The organism is Polynucleobacter sp. HIN9, assembly GCF_030297635.1.
Classification (GTDB): domain Bacteria; phylum Pseudomonadota; class Gammaproteobacteria; order Burkholderiales; family Burkholderiaceae; genus Polynucleobacter.
Genome location: NZ_AP028140.1, coordinates 1779287 through 1796877, shown reverse-complemented (window position 1 = coordinate 1796877; position 17591 = coordinate 1779287). Strand labels below are relative to the sequence as shown.

Genomic DNA, 17591 nt, shown 5'->3' with positions numbered 1-17591 from the left:
AAATAAAGTCATGTTTAATTTAGTCAGCACAGCGATCCTGATGAAGATGGCGCGAACGGGAAGCCATCCTGTCTAAGATCTCCAATCATGATGGGGTCGCTAAACGCAGCGCCCCTCTCGCCCAGCTAATGCTGGAGACTAAAAAAATCGTGATGCAAGTTGTGCACGAGGGGCGTTCATTAAGTACGCTGCTCGATAAATTGAATGAAACAGAGCGACCTGCAATCCAAAGCCTAGCCTATGCAACCTTGCGCAATTGGAATCGCTCCCAAGCGCTCACTTCAAAGTATGTGAGTAAAAAGCCAAGCAAGGAACTTGATGTGCTCCTGACGGTTGCAGCAATGCTGATCATGAATCAAGGGCGCGCTCAAAACCAATACGCGGTTCCAACGATTGTGAATGAGGCAGTGAAGGCGGGCGGGATGTCGCCTAAGACAAGGCATGCCCAAGGGCTAATCAATGCTGTATTGCGCAAAGTCGCCACTGCAGTGCAAAACAATGGCGCTCCGAACATTCAGTTTGGACTTCCTTACCCAGATTGGTGGTTAGGGCGGATTCGGAAAGCATACCCAGAACAGTGGGAGAGCATTTGTAGCCATCAACAATCGCTACCCCCGCTCACCTTGCGGGTCAATCAAATGGTCAATACGCGTGCTGATTATGGTTTGAAGTTAGAGGGTTCGGGCATTGCCTATCAAACCATTGCTGAGCTCGCTGGTGTCCCGTTGGAGAGCGCGGTGATCATTGATGTCCCGCTACCGGTTTCCCAGTTGCCCGAGTTTATGAAGGGGGCTGTATCCGTTCAGGATGCCGGGGCTCAGCTTGCTCCAGTTCTACTTAGCCCACAGAAAGGCGAGCGGCTGCTAGATGCATGTGCTGCTCCCGGAGGAAAGACCGCACATCTTTTAGAGACAATTGACGCTAAACCCGCAGAATTGATTGCGCTGGAGATCGATGCAGACCGTGCAAAGAAAATAGTGCATACGCTTACTCGACTTCGGCTTCTTAATGATCAAGTGCGCGTAATGACAGGCGATGCCGGTCAACAGGATTGGTGGGACGGCAATTTATTTGACAAGATTCTTTTGGACGTTCCTTGTTCCGCATCTGGAATTGTGCGCCGTCATCCTGACATTGTTTTTTTACGCAGATCTGAGGACCTTGCGCGCTTGGTCAAGACTCAACGAGTCATTCTTGAGAATGCCTGGGCAATGCTAAAGAATGGCGGCACCTTGCTTTATCTAACCTGCTCTATTTTTCCTGAAGAGGGCGAAGAGCAGATCGCCCGGTTTGTGAAAGACCACCCAAATGCTTTACGATTAGAAGCACCAGGCCAGTTACTGCCAAGCGAGTATCACGATGGATTTTTTTATGGCTTATTAAAAAAGCATCAACCATGACCACCTTCTTACGACATTCTTTGTGGGGACTGGCTTGCCTGATCGCGGTGTGCGTGACTGGCCCTGCCCAAGCACAAGTCATCAAGGTGAAGCAGGCAGAGTTGGAAAAGGTTGAAAGCGCTTGGTTATTAAACGCCAATTTTGGAATTGAATTACCACCCGGCCTAGAAAATGCCCTAAAAAAAGGGGTAACACTTCATTTCCTGGTTCAGTTTGAATTAACCCGCAGTCGTTGGTATTGGTTTGATGAAAAAGCGGTCAATGTTCAGCGTCAAGTTCGCCTATCGCATCAACCACTGATTAATCAATACCGCATCAATGCTGGAGGGTTGGCATTAAATGCGAGCTCATTAGTGGAGGCATTGCGCATCGCTGGCACGATTGGTGGCTGGAGCGTGATTGAGGCTGCAGCGATTGATGCCGATAAGCAATACGAGGCTGCGCTACGAATGACCTTAGATCTTGGAAAGCTACCAAAACCTTTTCAGGTGGACGCGCTCAATAGTCGAGACTGGTCTTTAAGCGGAGAGTGGTTGCGCTTTCCGTTTAACGCATCGATGACCTCTGTATCGGGGCGTAAATAATGAGCCCTGTATTTACCCTCAGCAATAAAGACTTTATTAAGCGCAGAGCCTTGCCGCTGGTTACTTTATTAAGCGGTCTGATTGCCTTGATTTTGCTGCTTCTCTTATCAACCGCTACATCCAATACTGAGTTCTTTGATCAATATTTCATTTGGTTGTATGCCGCCAATATTGTGGTGGGTATCTTGCTCTTACTCACCATCATTATTTTGGTGGTGGTTATTAGCATTCGTTGGCGCAAGGGTCGATTTGGTACGCGTTTAATTGCGAAGCTCGCCATGATTTTTGCTTTGGTTGGGGTAGTGCCAGGCCTTATTTTGTATAGCGTATCGTGGCAATTCGTTTCAAAAAGTATTGAGACCTGGTTTGACGTCAAGGTGGAGTCTGCTCTGAACTCCGGCTTGGAATTAGGACGCGTGACCTTGCGCATTGCCCAAGAAGAAATTCTGGCGGAGGGAAAGTTTATTGCGGAACAGGTAGTTCAGGTTCCGCCGGGCACGAGCTCCGAACAGGTGGGAAGCATGATTGCCAAGATACGCAATCAGTTTGGGATACAGGAGGTGAGCTTATTTAATATGCAGCGCACCTTGATTCTCAGCACTGAATCCAGACCGAAACAATTTTTCCCGGCGCCCAGTGCCGAGGTCGTAGCTGAGGCCTTTCAGAAAAACGGCATCACCTTCCTCGATGAAATTGAGCTTACCAAGGGGCAGCCTGGATACCGCGTGCGCGCAATCGTCCCCATTGTTCGCCAAAAAGCGGTTCCAACCAAGACCGGTGCCTCACGATACGTCGACGATAAGTACTTCTTGCAGCTGGTTCGATTCATTCCGGAGCCATTAGCCAAAAATATTTATGCGGTTGAGTCTGCCTATAGCGAATACCAAGAGAAAGCACTGGGGCGTATTGGGCTACGCAAGATGTATATCGGCACGCTCACTCTCACACTATTTTTTGCTCTATTTGTTGCAGTGACTTTGGCACTTCTCTTAGGTCGTCAGTTGGCGCAACCGCTGTTAATGCTTTTACGTGGAACCCAGGCGGTCGCACAGGGCGATCTAAGCCCCAAGCCTGAACTTGATACTGGTGATGAGCTGGGCATGCTGACCCGTCAATTTAATGTCATGACCAAGCAGCTCTCGGATGCGCGCGATTCGCTCCAGGAATCAAAGTCGTTTTTGGAGACCGTACTGGGCAACTTAACAGCCGGCGTTTGTATCTTTGATAACAACTTTAATTTGGCATCTAGCAATCCCGGGGCGGCTAAGATTTTGGGGCAAGACCTGTTGCCCATTACTGGTAAGCCCCTTAACTCGGTTGCTGAGCTGGCTGAGTTTGATGGCGCAGTCCGTGAGGGCTTTGCTACCCAAAATTTAATTACCTCTGCCAAAACAGGGGAAGCTAACAAAGCCGAGCTAGTTTGGCAAAAGCAAATTCAGGTACACCCTGTTAATGAGTACGAGAACGATCTTGGCTCAACCCTATTTGTACGTGGAACCCAACTTTCCCCCAGCCTAAAGATGATTGTGTTTGATGATATTAGTGACGTGATTGCGGCACAGCGTTCGATCGCATGGAGTGAAGTCGCCAGGCGCTTGGCGCATGAGATTAAGAACCCACTCACGCCAATTCAGTTATCGGCAGAGCGCCTGCAGCAAAAGCTCGTTGGCAAATTAAGCCCCGACCAAGACGAGATGATCGAGCGCAGCACTAATACTATTATTGGTCAAGTACAAGCCATGAAGCAGATGGTTAATGAGTTCAGGGATTTTGCTAAGACCCCTAGCCCAACCTTGGGAAGCCTTGATTTAAATGGTTTGATTCAAGAGGTGATGGGTTTGTATGAGGGCAGCAACATCGAGGTTCGTTTGGATTCCAGGTGCCCGCGGGTCATGGGCGACCCAACGCAATTACGGCAAGTAATTCATAATCTCTTACAAAACGCTCAAGATGCTAGTTTAGAAACCAATCGTCCTCAACAACTTATCGAGATCACAACGGAGCTTGTGCAAATTCAAGATGCCGATCAAAATAGATCTGCAGTGCGCATGACGATTACTGATAGTGGGCCTGGTTTTCAGGCTAAGATATTAGCAAGAGCATTTGAGCCCTATATAACAACTAAGGCTAAGGGAACTGGATTGGGATTGGCGGTCGTGAAAAAAATTATTGATGATCATGGTGCAAAAATTGAGATCCGTAATCGCAAACAAGGAGACGATGTATTGGGCGCCCAAGTATCTATTTTGTTTGTAAAGCTTGCTAAAGAGGCGACCTAACGATGGCGAGCATTTTGGTAGTTGATGATGAGATGGGCATCCGTGAGTTATTACACGAGATATTGACCGAAGAGGGTCATACGGTATATCCCGCTGAGAGTGCCAATCAGGCAAGAGCAGTGCGAGAGCAAATGGAGCCCGATTTGGTACTCCTCGATATTTGGATGCCAGACACTGACGGCATCACTTTATTAAAAGAGTGGGCTCGAGATAATTTGCTAACGATGCCAGTGGTCATGATGTCTGGTCATGCAACTATTGATACGGCTGTTGAAGCAACACGTATTGGCGCCCTTAATTTTCTGGAAAAGCCCATCGCGCTCCAGAAGCTTTTAAAGACAGTCAGCAAGGCTCTTGAGCGCGCTCCCCTGAAAAAACCAGACGAACTAGAACCTCAAGCCCAGCCCAAATCAATTGATTTACCTAAAACTACGAATCAGGATGAATACATTAGCGGAATTGCAAAAAGCTACTACTCCCTGCCACTTCGTGAGTCGCGCGATCTCTTTGAGAAGGCCTATTTTGAATACCAAATGGTGGTCACGGGGGGTAGCATGACCCGTATCTCAGAGTTCACTGGCCTTGAGCGAACCCATCTCTATCGCAAGCTAAAAGCACTTGGTATTGATGTCACCAAAAAGCAAGAGTAGCTTGCCCAAGAGCCTCTAATTCTTGGCCAGGTGGCGCAGTTGGTAGAGCAGAGGACTGCTGATCCGTTTTCACGGAAATCCCACCGCAATTTCAAAGATCTAGGCATAGTAAAAATCGGGTGTGCTACAAAATGTTTTTTAAAGGACATATACTTATACGGCTAAATTAGCGGCCATAGTAAAAGATAGACGATTTCCACGCCTACCCACCAGCTTTTGGGTTACCCAATCCCCAGATCTAGGGCGCTAGTTGCGCAGGGAAAGCCAGACATTTTTGCTTAGATTTTTGTAAATCGTGTATCGAAAAGGAGCTGTTAATGAAACTCCTAAAGCTTTTACCTAATAGATTTATTGGCGAATCGTTATCAAAAAAAAGTTAAGAAAAAATATACCATTAACCATCGGGATAAATTATTCTTAAGCCCAAATCATTTTCTTATCTGTTTGCGACGTATTAGAAGCATTTTTATTAAAAGGGTATATGGCACCATCTAAATTTTCAGCATTATCTGAAAAGTTATTTTTTGTATCTTTTCAAATTGGTATTTCATTCTTTTGTCTTTTTTCAAATGCGGCACATTCTGCTCCGTGCACCTCGGTTACCGGCGGAGAAAACGCTACTATAAGTGTAGATTGTGAGCAATTGGTTTTAGATTCTGCCGGAGTAGTAACAATTAATTCCGGAGCGACGGTCTCTGGTAACCAAGCAATTTTGAACTCGACTAATAGCTCAACAACATCCCTAAATATTAATGGAACCATTTCGTCAAGCAATAATCAATCAAGTATCTATATTCAGTCAGGAAGTACCATAAACTCCATAACAAATTCAGGCTCCATTGCTTCAGGGGGTTCGTTTGGGGGAAGTGCTGTTGGCATCTATCTTGAATATCAGCCTCGTACAACCACTATTGCCAACTTTGTTAATAGCGGAACAATCTCAGTGGGTAACGGTGCGATTGCTATTGGTAATGCAGGCGGTGTGATTTCTTTGTTGAGTAATACTGGAACAATTTCAGCTGGTCGTTCAAACCCCACCCTTCCCTATGCAATAGATAACTCTAACGATGGTTTGATAACTACGCTGAATAACTCGGGCACAATTTCTACTGGGGCTGGCGGAGTCGGAATTAATAATAGCGCTACTATTACATCACTTGATAATTCCGGTTCGGCCTCTGCTGGAGATAACGGCAGTGCAATCAGAAATACCGGAACCATTTCAACACTAAACAACTCAGGGACAATTTCCGTTACTGATAATGGAACAGGAGCTGCCTACAGCGTTAACTACGGCATTCTTAATACAGGTTCGATCACCACATTAAGTAACCAGGGCAATATTACAGTAACCGCATCAGGACTGGGTAGTTCGGCCGTTGGTATACGAGCTGCCTTTGGCGGCACGGTAACATCATTTTTAAACTCAGGCGCTATTCGTGCCACTACTACAAATACTGATGGCGTTGCTTATGGAATTCGTATTTGGGATGGCGGTACGTTTTCGACAATTACAAATACTGGATCGATTACTGCCGTATCATCCGGCGTAAACGGATTGGCATATGGAATAGCGAGTGTTAATGTTCTAACTACGCTCAACAATGCCCAGGGCGGTAATGCATCATCGCCTGCAACCACCGCATTAACTTACCGAGGCGTTCTTCCGACCAACTACAACATTATTATTAATAGTGCTAGCTATTATGGACAGTTAGCCGTTAGTTCTCCGATTGGCACCATCACCAACTTCGGTATCTATGGCGCCCCATTTATTACTTTACGAACCTATGGCAGCGTTCTTAGTGGAACAGCCCTACCCAGCGGAACTAGATCTGGAACCTATGACAATATGACTTGGTCATTGGTTGAGAATGGTAGCGCCATTGATCTGGTATTTACGGGCGCCTCCCTCATGGGAACCCAACAATCCCTCGTCAACACCGCCTCGGTACTCCAGGGCACCTTCACCCTTCAAAATTCCGTGATGGTGAACGGCTTTACCTACGATTGCTCCCTATTTGATCGGCGTGGTATTTGTGTAAGCGCCGGTGGTCGCAATACTACGGTACAAGCCCAAGGGATTAACAACACCAGTGGCCTCTTGATTGCTTCTTACCGATTAAACAAGAACAATAGCCGGATTGGTGCCTGGGTGGACCAAAACTTGTCCGTGAATGGCCCGGGTACAGTAAAACTCGGTAATAGCACTCCCATGATTGGACTCTTTGGTGTGTGGAGCCAACGACCGGACGGTGTGGGAGCTGAAGTCAAAGTGTCAGCGGCTTATGGTCAAAAGGACACCACGATCACTCGACAAATCGTAGGCTTAAGTGAAGCAGGTAGTGGTAGCTCAAAACTCATCAGCCAAGGTGCCCAAGTGGTCGCTAAGTATGGCTTTGCTGTTCTTCCTGATGTGGTTGTGTCCCCTTATGCTGGGGTGCGCTATACACAGAACAATATGGGTGGTTATACCGAAGCCACGAGCTCTGCTGTGACGACACCGTTGACCTACTCGGCGCTGAACACCAATGCCACCACTGCCTTGGCAGGAGCAGAAGCAAGATACCGTGGCATTCCAAAAACTACGCTCTTTGCCAGCGCGGGAGTGGAAACCGATACTAATACTAGTAATGGTTCCTACTCAGCCACTGGCATTACTGGCTTAACCCCAGTGAACTTCAATCCCAATCCAGTAAAGACTAGACCCACTGCCACAGTCGGTGGTTACTACGACATCCTCAAGAACCAACGCATTGGTATTACTGGTATCTATCGCCAAGAGCCATTCCAAGCCGTATCCACCACTACAGTTCTAGCCACATACACCATTGGTTTGTAGTGTCCTCTTAAAAGACAAACAAATACGTGGGCACGAATCCGATTGGTTTAAGCCTCCTTACCCAGTTTGCGTATAATGAGCACTCTTCCGTGGCCTGGTAGCTCAGTCGGTAGAGCAGAGGACTGAAAATCCTTGTGTCGGTGGTTCGATTCCGCCCCGGGCCACCAAAATGCATCAAAACCACCTTCGGGTGGTTTTTCTTTTTACACAGCAAACAAGAGTTTCATCAGCATTTAATGGTGTAATAAGCGACAAGAATTACATATTGGAGAGCTCGCAATGAGAGAAATTTCAATTGATGATTTATCTTCCTTTGGTTTGTTGATCGGATTTATCGTAGTCTTTTTCATACTAATCGTGTATCACGGACTATGTTTGTGGGGTGCTCAATCTATATATCACCGGCACGCTAAAACACTGATTGCCAAAAATCAATACTTCAGAATGGAAATTTTTTTCTTCATGGGCCTATCCGCCCTTGCCTTAATTCATTTAAGTGAAATTGGAATACTTTCTATATTGGGACTAAAGCATGGAGTAGCAACCAGTATTGATCATGCAATTTTTGTGATTGGTAGTATTTACACGACTATTGGGGCAGAGGGGGCCGTTTCAAATTTACCAAGCCGATATCGCATTCTTGCTGTGGTTCTCTCTATGAGCAGTCTTTTTTGTTTTGCTTGGAGCACGGCCGTAATGATGGATATGATGCGAACTTATCGCAATATAAGAGCGGTTAACCAAAGCCCTGAATCTAGTTCTAATTAGTTCAGAGAAGTCACAGGATTTTTAATACCGACTTATCAAAATATTAACCATATGCCACTCTTCTAGATCTTTTGGGGTTACGTTAACGTCTTTAGCTTATCTAGGATCTCAACATGCTACTAGTAACCTCCATCATTGCTGCTACTCTGACCATTATTTTTATTAAGCTATCTTTCAATGTGATTAGTTTGCGCAGAAAGAATAAGGTTGGCTTGGGTAGTGGAGGCTACGAGGACTTGGAGAGGGCAATTCGTGCACAGGGCAATTTTGCCGAATATGTCCCTTTCGGAATTATTATGATTGCCTGTTTGGAGTTAAACGGAGCACCGTGGTGGTTAGTTCTTGCGCCAGGAATTTTTCTGATTATTGGACGTTTAATTCACGCTAAAGGTATCAATACTCCGCCTCCAGATTTCAGTTTGCGTGTGCTCGGCATGAAATTTACATTCAATACATTAATTGCCCTAGTGGTCTTGAATTTATGTTGGACCCTCTATCAATTGATGATTTAGGCGCTCTGTTTTAAATAAACACTATTGACTGGCTCAACCTAAAAACTAGAGGGTTATTGTCTCCGGGTAGATGGCTTCCCCATACAATGCTCAAAAATAACCTTTGGGACATTTATGCGCCTTTTAGCCATCATCATATCCACCATTTCACTGTTAACCGGTTGCGCGTTACATAACTATGGAGATGACCAATTTCAATTGAGAATGGCCGCCCACGGAAAAGACATTATGTGGGTACCCACGAGGGTTGATACAGCAACGCAGATGCTGGCACTAGCGCAAGTAAAGCCTGGTGATATAGTCTATGACCTTGGCTCGGGTGATGGCGTCATTCCAATACAAGCAGCCAAGCGCTATAGTGTTCGTGCCGTTGGAATTGAATACAACCCCGATTTGGTTGCGCTATCAAAGCGCAATGCGATTCGTGAGAATGTACAAAACTTGGTGACCTTTAAACAGGGCGATATTTTTGTAGAAGACTTTTCATCAGCAACAGTTCTAACTTTATTTTTGGGTGAAAGCCTAAATTTAAGACTGATGCCAACGATTTTGAAGATGAAACCTGGGACTCGAGTGGTTTCCAATACATTTCGGATGGAATCTTGGATTCCTGATCAAGAGGTATCCGTTAGATTAAGTGAGACCACGATTGGCACATTAAATGAAACCATTTATTTATGGATCGTGCCCGCAAATATTGATGGCACATGGGAGTTTACGGGTTTGCCTGGTTTAGATAAAACCGCAATTCGGTTTATCCAGAAAAAGCAGTTCTTTGATGGCAGCATTACCTCACAAGGTAAGCGCTCGATTGCATTTGAGGATGGCCGAATTCGGGGGGATGGGATTCGGTTTGATTTTGAGGGCAATGGAAAAAAATATTCGTTTAATGGACAAGTGAATGGATCTCAAATGCGGGGCACTCTCAATGGAGACCCCAAATTAGTCGTTGTTGGCAAGCGACTTTAGCTGGCTGTATTCATGGTGGATTGATAGAGTATGTTTTCATTCGCCAATCTTTCTATCCCTGTGATTCAGGCGCCAATGGCTGGGGGCATTACCACCCCAGCCTTGGTTTCGGGGGTTTCTAATGCGGGCGGTTTAGGAAGCTTCGGTTTTGCTTATAGTTCGCCCGAAACAATTGGCCACGACCTAAAGCTTGCACAGTCATTAACGCAAGGCCCGATTAATGCCAACTTTTTCATATTTCCAAGTGCCGAATTACCTGATTCAAAAACGATAGGGCAGGTAATTGAGCTTCTTCAAGAATTGACTCCTGATATTGATTTCGTTGTTCCAAAACCACCCTTTTGCCCCGACCTTGAAACGCAATTAGAGCCTGTTTGGCAGTTGCAGCCAGCGGTTCTTAGTTTTCATTTTGGTATCCCGCCTGAATGGGTTATGCAGCGGGCCAGGGCGCTTAGTATCGCCATCGGAATTACAGCAACCAGTCTTGAGGAGGCGCTAAAGATTGAGCAAGCGGGTGCCAGCTTTATTGTTGCTCAAGGCATTGAGGCGGGCGGCCATCGCGGAACATTTGAGATCGATAGTCCTGATGAGCGTTTATCAACATTTGATCTTTTGCATCAATTGGGCAAGCGCTGCACTATCCCGGTGGTTGCAGCCGGCGGCATGATGAATGGCCGTGATATTCGAAAGGCCTTGGATCTTGGAGCAAGTGCTGTGCAAATGGGGTCCGCATTTTTGTGTTGCCCTGAATCGGGAGCCTCTTCTGAATATAAGGCCCTTCTCTTAGATGAGAATCCGCGACCAAGTATTTTTACAAAAGGCTTCTCGGGGCGCTGGGCTCGGGGGGTTGAGAATACGTTTACTCGCCACATGGATGCTAAGTCGACATTACCGTTCCCAATCCAAAATACACTCACTGGCCAATTACGCCAAGCAGCAGCCCGCTCACATAATGCAGAGCATCAGAGTCTATGGGCTGGCAGCGCTTTTTATAAAGCCCGAACTCTTACAGTTGGTGAGCTCATGAAAGCGTTGCAAATTGAGTTTGTGAGCTAGAAAGCATTAAGCATCAGCCCATTTTTAGCAGGATCACCCCAAGCAAAATTAGCGCAACACCAATCCAGCGAATCGGAATATTAGGGTCACCAAAAACTAAGACTCCGAGAGTAAACGTACCCACAGCTCCAATCGATGTCCAAACTGCATAGGCGGTTCCAATCGGAATTTCCTTTAGTGAGTACCAAAGCAGCACCCCACTAAGGGCCATGCTGATTACAGCAATACCAATGCCCCAAATTTTCATATTGGGAAGATCGGCGAGTTTCAAACCTAAGGGCCAGCCTATTTCACAAGCACCAGCGAGAAGTAGTGAGATCCAGTAAATACTCAAGAGTAATTAATCATCCATGTATGTGAATTACGCTAGCATAGCAAAGATGAAAATATTGATCACTGGCGCCACGGGATTTATTGGGCGGCATTTAGTAAGTCGCCTATTAGAGGAGGGTTACTCGATCAGTGGCACCGCCAGATCTGAGGCGGATGCGAAATCTTTAAATCAGCGTGGGGTCAATACGACCCAGATCGATCTTCTGTCGACGAATGATTTGCAATCCTTGGTTCGTGGTCACGATTGCGTGATTCATTGTGCGGCCCACGTTGGGCTATGGGGTCCCAAATCGCTCTATCAGAGGCTGAATATTCAGTTGACGAAACGACTGCTTGAGGCTGCGACTCAAGTGGGCGTTGGTAAATTTATTTACATGAGCTGTGCAAATGTGGCGCTCAATGACTCGGTGCCGATCGAAAATGCTACAGAAGACGTGCCAATTTGCCATCAAGATTCATTGCATTATGCTCACTCAAAAGCACAAGCTGAACAATTGGTGCTATCGAGCGCATCAGAGCGTTTTACCGCAATCGCATTGCGACCCGCCTTGGTTTGGGGTAATGGAGACATCATCGATCGCCAAATCGGACCCGCGGCAGATCGTGGACAGTTTGGTTGGTTTGGTCACGGTCGCTATCCCTATTCCACCTGTTATATCGGCAATTTATGCCAAGCAGTCTTGCAAGTTCTTATAGCAAATGTTCCTAGCGGAGCATTTTTTATTCGGGATGAGGAGCAAATGACCCTGCGCGAATTTCTGAGTGCACGACTTGAGGCCAGCGGCTATGCAGTACCAACCCTATCGATCCCACTATCGCTTGCTTGGCCTTTGGCACGATTTACAGAAAATGGATGGAATTATTTGCCACTCAAAGGAGACCCACCACTTGTACGTGAAGCAGTGCGTACTATGGGCTATCCATTTTCCGTCTCCATGAATAAGGCAAAAATTGCATTTGACTACCGCGCTCTATATTCGGTGGCTGAGGGGATGGCGGCAATTGAGAAGGGCGCCAATAAATCGCTGAATATTTCGTAATACGAAATGGTGTGCTGAAAAATGAAACAGGCCTTACAAAAAACCCATCCGTAAGTAATGCTAATAACATAAGCTTCTGATTTATATAGATTTATTTTGTAATTTCCTATGCTACATTGATTCCATCTAATTATTTTTTTACTTTTGGAGGATCTATGAATAGCAAGCTGGTTGATGAAGCGCCGTATCACCCCGGTTATGAGGATGCGTCTTTTGAGCAGGTTGAGAACCCATTAATGGCTGAATTAGCTCAATACCGCAAAATGAATGAGCGCTATATTGAAACTGCCAAGAAAATTGTTGAATTTTTAGGGGCTGGTAATAAAGCCGCGGCTTAAGCACTCTTTTTTCAAACAAAAACCACCTTCGGGTGGTTTTTTGTTATCCATTAAATAGAGAGAAATTGCTCAAAATCGCAAGGAAACCTTTCCATAGATGGACCAATCATAGGACTTAAAGGTTTGAACTACTTGCTTACTGGCCCCAACGGCAAATAAAAGATGTTTGCTGATGGAGTGTGTCACCATCGCATCAAGTGGTACAAACCAACCACCACCTGCGGTGTTATACAGAATCCCGTTTTCATCCCAAAAGCGGATTTGAGTTCTTGGAGTTAATTGCAGGCCTACGGTTGGAAAAAGTTGCAGCGATCGCAATAACGGTGGTTGCGATGGATTAACTGCAAATGAATTATTTTTGCTATCAAATCCATACATGTAGCGAACAAGCGGAGAAAAATCAGATAGTAGAGATTGACTGGGCGATTGCGGCACAAATGATGCGCTCACTTGTGGGCCAACCGCCCACTGACCATTATTACCGAACGGAAAAATAATTCGACCGCCTAGGTTTAGATTCCATTTGGGGAAAAAATCAGGTGGCATACCCCAGATGGTGAGCATCGTATTACCTGCACTAAATTGACCACTACTTTGACCTGGGGCTGCTGGCCCCCAAGTGGAGTTGTAGGCAGTGTCAATCCGCATCATGCCCTTCCATTGATTAATCGATAGTGGTTGATAGAATCGAAGTCGATAAATATCGCTCAGATTGCCATCACCATATCCATTTTGATAAACCCATAACTCTAAAATCGAATCCTTGCTGTAATTAAACGAATCAGTTTTTAGTCTTAAGAGATTATCTGGTTCTCCCGCAGTATCTTCATCTTGAGCAAAGCTGCACTGAGTAAACAAAAAAGAAAATACACAGAATAGAGTTCTACAAATTCTCATAACTTCATTGACATATATATGAGGGAATAACAAGATCTTGTATATTAGACTTCATTGCCACCAAAGGTATAAAAATGGGTAATCACAATTCGAAGCCCGATCTAGAGCGACTGTTTGAGCAAAATCGCCAGTGGATCGAATCGGTGACAAAAGCTGATCCAGATTATTTTTCAAGATTGGTTGATCAGCAAAATCCCGAGTATCTGTGGATTGGATGTTCGGATTCGCGGGTCCCCGCCAATCAAATCGTCGGACTTAAGCCTGGTGAGGTATTTGTTCATCGCAACATCGCGAACATTGTCGTTCATACCGATTTCAATGCGCTGTCGGTCATTCAATTCGCAATTGATCGCCTAAAAGTTAAGCATATTATTGTGGTTGGCCATTACGGTTGTTCAGGAATTGCTGCTGCCATGAATAACACTCGCATTGGACTCGCCGATAACTGGATTCGACACATTAAAGATGTACACGATAAGCATCATCATGAGCTTTGTACCATTGAGGAGGAGAATGCTCGGTTAGATCGCCTCTGTGAGCTTAATGTATTGGAGCAAGTGATCAATATTGGACAAACTAATATTGTGCAAGATGCTTGGGCAAAGGGTCAGATCATTTCAATTCATGGATGTATCTATCGATTGCATGATGGCTTACTCAAAGACCTTCATACCAGCATCTCTAATCCCCAAGAGCTTCATGATCGATATCATGCACAACTGATGAATTCAGGACCACTATGAGCATTCACGTAATCGGAATATTTAAAATTAAGAGCCCGATAGACTTTGATGACTATCGTGCCCAGGTTAGTACAACCATTGAGCTCTATGGCGGAAAGTTAATACGCCGAGGGGTTTGCCAAAATCCTTTTTGGAACCAGTTAAATTCGGAGCCGTTTGATACCTTTGTTGAGCTTAGTTTTTCAAGTCTAGAGGATGCAAAGCGCTGGGCCGGCAGCCCTGAATACGCAGCATTGCTTCCAGTGCGTGAGCGAGCAATGCAATTGACACTTTTCCCCCTGGTGGTCTAAAAGCGCTCTTCTTTGCCTAAGATGCGCCACTGCCCGCTTGGCAGTGATCCGAGACTTATTTGGCCAATGCGGATTCGTTTTAGACCAACAACAGTGAGCCCAACGAGCTCACACATGCGACGAATTTGTCGTTTACGACCTTCCCGTAATACAAAACGAAGTTGATCTTCATTTTGCCAACTTACTTTGGCTGGTTTTAGTGCCTTACCATCAAGCGATAGCCCATGCTGCAAAGAGCGCAAACCCGTATCCGACAATTTGCCGCTGACACGAACCAGATACTCTTTTTCAATCGGGCTATCCTCGCCGATTAATAGCTTGGCAATCCGCCCATCTTGGGTAAGTACTAATAAACCTGAGGAATCAATATCAAGCCGTCCAGCAGGGGCGAGACTTTTAAAGATGGTGCGCTCGGTTCGTTGAGGTGCGTTCGCATATTGATTTTCAGGGACGATGAGGGACGCTGCTGGCTTATATTGCTCTTCATCATCTAAGTGCGAAATATAGCCTACTGGCTTATTAAGCAAAATCGTGAGGCGTTGCTCTTGTTGGCGTTTAGCGCCAGAGCGTAACTCAATCGTTTGATGCCGAAAGGCTCGCGTACCTAATTCTTGAACAACCTCTCCGTCAACGGTTACCAGTCCCTGTTCAATATAAGCATCTGCTTCCCGCCTTGAACACAAACCACGTTCGGATAGTAGTTTAGAAACCCGAATTTTTTCCATTACCAAAAAATCAACCAAATAAGGCCAATAATTAACACCCACTTAGCAATGTAATAGATCCCTCGGTGTGAGGCCTTCAGCTTTTTGGCCTGCATCCGCAGCCGATAAAAATAGGTAAAGAGAACATTCACAAAACCGAGTGACTCGCCCTCAACATTTTGTGAGGCTGCCGCACTCATCACTTGTAAACCAAACCAGCGATTAAAGCTTCGCATGATTTTGGTATGCAATGGCCTTTCAATATCGCAAAACAAGACAATCCGTTGATGTTCAGTATTGTTGGCCGCAAAGTGGATGTAGGTTTCGTCAAATACAACCGCTTCGCCATCTTTCCAATAATAGGGTTCACCATCGACATCAATAAAACACTTTGGGCTGTTTGGGGTTACAAGCCCTAAGTGGTAGCGCAATGATCCGGCATAGGGGTCCCGATGGCGAACCAATTTTGCTCCAGGCGGCAATGAAGCAAACATAGCCGCTTTGATGCTTGGGATCGATTTAAGGAGCGCTACTGTTTGGGGGCAGGACTCTTCGGCCGACGGGAGATCTTTGCCGTACCAATATAAATAAAAACGCTTCCAGCCAGTACGAAAAAACGAATTAAAGCCAATATCGTTATAGCCAGTTGCTTGACGAATTTGCCCGCTATCTTGAAGCGCCAAGGCTTCATCCCGGATGATTTGCCAGCGATCTTTTAGGGGCTGTAATTCTGGGAATTGATTAACGGGTAGGTAGGCGCTACGTCCTACTTTTGAAAACAAATAAATCAATGTGTTGATGGGCGCCAATAACACCACATAATCAGTGAGGGAGCGCAATAGACCAAAGCGTACCTTACCCCGAAAATAAATAAATAGTGCCGACCCCAAAAAGACCAGAAAAATACTATGCCGAATCTCCATGCCGATTCCTATTTACGAAGCTGTGCCTGTCGACGTTGGATTTCCGCATCGATTTTTTTCAACATGGCATCATCTGGATTATTCCAGTTTGCACCCGCCTGATTGGCCATATAGACAACCGATGCCGCAAAATCACTGGCGCTCAAATCCGGCTTCCCCCCCTTGGCGGGCATGCCACGAACCCCAACGTAGCCATGGGCCGTAATCTGAACCTGACCTTCTTTAATTAGCTTTGCCCATTTTGCTTTGTCGCCCAGCCTCGGAGCCCCCGCCACTCCGGGAGTATGACAGCTGGCGCAAACTTGCTGATAAGTCGACTCACCCGTGTTGGCCAATGAGACACCTGGAAATATAAGCAAGGTGCTGACGCTAAATAAATACGAAGCTGTAATGGGGCGCATCATGAACTCATCCTCTTTGGTCAATTTAATCCAGTAAGATAGCTTTTTAATTCAGTAACTTATATGGCACGTTTCTTTCGATCACTCCTTATTTTAATTCTGATTGGCGGCGTTTTAACTGCCGGCTATACCTATTTAATGCTTCATTGGAGCTATGCGGAGGGCGAACGAGCCGGCTATGTGCAAAAGTTCTCTAAACGGGGCTGGCTCTGTAAGACCTGGGAAGGCGAGTTAGCGATGGTCTCGATGCCAGGAACCATGTCTGAAAAGTTCTTCTTTTCGGTGCGTGATGATGCCGTTGCCAATAAGATTAACGCCAATATGGGGCGTAAAGTTGCATTGCAGTATGAGCAGCACGTTGGTTTACCGACGAATTGTTTTGCAGAAACCCAGTATTTTGTCGTTGACTTGGTCGTTTTGGATTAGTCATATCCTAAAAGGCTCCGCGGCCAATTTTTTTCAAAAGATTATTTATTTTTATAACATTTTGTGTTTACAATTGCGTCAGCGCATGTGCGCGACACAATGAACAATCAACAAGGAGCTTCACTTGAATAAAGCAGACTTAATCGCAGCAATTGCTGACGATGCCGAGATTTCTAAAGCAAAAGCAGAGTACGCATTGAATTCTGCTATTGAGCACATCATCAAAGCAGTAACCAAAGGTGACTCGGTGCAATTAATTGGTTTTGGAACATTTGCTTCTGGCAAACGTGCTGCTCGCATGGGCCGCAATCCAAAAACTGGTGAACCTCTCAAAATTGCCGCTTCCAAGACTGTGAAGTTTTCTGCTGGCAAGGCATTTAAAGACGCTGTGAATAAGCGTAAAAAGTAATCGAGAGCAATCTCTTATCAACCCAGC

The 17591-nt window shown here is 45.7% G+C and carries 20 protein-coding genes and 1 tRNA gene; 16 read left to right on the top strand and 5 right to left on the bottom strand.

Annotated features, from left to right (window positions below; translation table 11 throughout):
* The first annotated feature begins 128 nt into the window (after positions 1–128).
* From rsmB to QUE62_RS09010, 10 genes are all read left to right on the top strand, one after another.
* Positions 129–1400 (top strand): 16S rRNA (cytosine(967)-C(5))-methyltransferase RsmB, encoded by a 1272-nt coding sequence (gene rsmB, locus QUE62_RS09055; protein ID WP_286226810.1) that lies wholly within the window; start codon positions 129–131, stop codon positions 1398–1400.
* A complete protein-coding gene (locus QUE62_RS09050) occupies positions 1397–1984 on the top strand; it encodes a DUF4390 domain-containing protein (protein WP_286223730.1) in 588 nt (195 codons plus the stop codon). Before rsmB ends, QUE62_RS09050 begins: the two co-directional genes overlap by 4 nt.
* Positions 1984–4263 carry a sensor histidine kinase gene (locus QUE62_RS09045; RefSeq protein WP_286261628.1) on the top strand — a complete coding sequence of 760 codons (2280 nt, stop codon included), beginning with the start codon at positions 1984–1986 and terminating at the stop codon, positions 4261–4263. The genes QUE62_RS09050 and QUE62_RS09045 overlap by 1 nt, the downstream gene beginning before the upstream one ends.
* Positions 4264–4265: 2 nt before the next feature.
* Entirely contained in the window at positions 4266–4913 is a 648-nt protein-coding gene (locus tag QUE62_RS09040) for a response regulator (RefSeq protein WP_286223728.1), read from the top strand.
* 481 nt (positions 4914–5394) lie between these two features.
* Positions 5395–7755: a beta strand repeat-containing protein gene (locus QUE62_RS09035; RefSeq protein ID WP_286261626.1), complete on the top strand. Its 2361-nt coding sequence runs from the start codon at positions 5395–5397 to the stop codon at positions 7753–7755.
* 91 nt (positions 7756–7846) lie between these two features.
* A tRNA-Phe gene (locus tag QUE62_RS09030) sits at positions 7847–7922 on the top strand.
* Positions 7923–8034: 112 nt separating this feature from the next.
* The gene (locus QUE62_RS09025; protein ID WP_286225400.1) at positions 8035–8523 is read left to right on the top strand and encodes a hypothetical protein; all 489 of its coding nucleotides are present in this window, start codon (positions 8035–8037) and stop codon (positions 8521–8523) included.
* 113 nt (positions 8524–8636) lie between these two features.
* Positions 8637–9035, top strand: coding sequence for an MAPEG family protein (locus QUE62_RS09020; protein WP_286226793.1), 399 nt, complete (start codon positions 8637–8639; stop codon positions 9033–9035).
* A 204-nt stretch (positions 9036–9239) separates the two neighbouring features.
* Positions 9240–10004, top strand: coding sequence for a methyltransferase domain-containing protein (locus tag QUE62_RS09015; RefSeq protein ID WP_286261624.1), 765 nt, complete (start codon positions 9240–9242; stop codon positions 10002–10004).
* A 30-nt stretch (positions 10005–10034) separates the two neighbouring features.
* Entirely contained in the window at positions 10035–11060 is a 1026-nt protein-coding gene (locus QUE62_RS09010) for an NAD(P)H-dependent flavin oxidoreductase (RefSeq protein ID WP_286261623.1), read from the top strand.
* 13 nt (positions 11061–11073) lie between these two features.
* Here QUE62_RS09010 and QUE62_RS09005 read toward each other — a convergent pair whose 3' ends face one another.
* Complete coding sequence (locus QUE62_RS09005; RefSeq protein ID WP_286223697.1) at positions 11074–11394, bottom strand: DMT family transporter; 321 nt, start codon at positions 11392–11394, stop codon at positions 11074–11076.
* A gap of 46 nt (positions 11395–11440) precedes the next feature.
* Here QUE62_RS09005 and QUE62_RS09000 point away from each other — a divergent pair, with 46 nt between their 5' ends.
* Complete coding sequence (locus tag QUE62_RS09000) at positions 11441–12433, top strand: NAD-dependent epimerase/dehydratase family protein (RefSeq protein WP_286223696.1); 993 nt, start codon at positions 11441–11443, stop codon at positions 12431–12433.
* Between the two features lie 155 nt (positions 12434–12588).
* Positions 12589–12771, top strand: a complete 183-nt coding sequence (locus QUE62_RS08995; RefSeq protein ID WP_286223695.1) for a hypothetical protein — start codon at positions 12589–12591, stop codon at positions 12769–12771.
* Positions 12772–12840: 69 nt separating this feature from the next.
* Here QUE62_RS08995 and QUE62_RS08990 read toward each other — a convergent pair whose 3' ends face one another.
* Positions 12841–13668: a hypothetical protein gene (locus tag QUE62_RS08990; protein WP_286223694.1), complete on the bottom strand. Its 828-nt coding sequence runs from the start codon at positions 13666–13668 to the stop codon at positions 12841–12843.
* A 74-nt stretch (positions 13669–13742) separates the two neighbouring features.
* Between QUE62_RS08990 and can the strand changes: the two genes are divergently transcribed.
* Positions 13743–14411 (top strand): carbonate dehydratase, encoded by a 669-nt coding sequence (gene can, locus QUE62_RS08985; protein WP_286261621.1) that lies wholly within the window; start codon positions 13743–13745, stop codon positions 14409–14411.
* On the top strand, positions 14408–14701 hold the full coding sequence (locus QUE62_RS08980) for a DUF1330 domain-containing protein (RefSeq protein WP_286261619.1): 294 nt from the start codon (positions 14408–14410) through the stop codon (positions 14699–14701). The genes can and QUE62_RS08980 overlap by 4 nt, the downstream gene beginning before the upstream one ends.
* Here the strand turns inward: QUE62_RS08980 and QUE62_RS08975 are convergent.
* From QUE62_RS08975 to QUE62_RS08965, 3 genes are read right to left on the bottom strand one after another with little or no spacing between them, the layout of a single operon-like run.
* Entirely contained in the window at positions 14698–15426 is a 729-nt protein-coding gene (locus QUE62_RS08975) for a pseudouridine synthase (RefSeq protein WP_286223691.1), read from the bottom strand. The two genes, QUE62_RS08980 and QUE62_RS08975, sit on opposite strands and share 4 nt — an antisense overlap.
* Positions 15426–16322 carry an aspartyl/asparaginyl beta-hydroxylase domain-containing protein gene (locus QUE62_RS08970; protein ID WP_286227517.1) on the bottom strand — a complete coding sequence of 299 codons (897 nt, stop codon included), beginning with the start codon at positions 16320–16322 and terminating at the stop codon, positions 15426–15428. Before QUE62_RS08970 ends, QUE62_RS08975 begins: the two co-directional genes overlap by 1 nt.
* Positions 16323–16336: 14 nt before the next feature.
* On the bottom strand, positions 16337–16732 hold the full coding sequence (locus QUE62_RS08965; protein ID WP_286225393.1) for a c-type cytochrome: 396 nt from the start codon (positions 16730–16732) through the stop codon (positions 16337–16339).
* A 60-nt stretch (positions 16733–16792) separates the two neighbouring features.
* Between QUE62_RS08965 and QUE62_RS08960 the strand changes: the two genes are divergently transcribed.
* Positions 16793–17155, top strand: coding sequence for a hypothetical protein (locus tag QUE62_RS08960; protein WP_286223689.1), 363 nt, complete (start codon positions 16793–16795; stop codon positions 17153–17155).
* Positions 17156–17279: 124 nt separating this feature from the next.
* Complete coding sequence (locus QUE62_RS08955) at positions 17280–17564, top strand: HU family DNA-binding protein (protein ID WP_108509234.1); 285 nt, start codon at positions 17280–17282, stop codon at positions 17562–17564.
* Positions 17565–17591 lie beyond the last annotated feature (27 nt).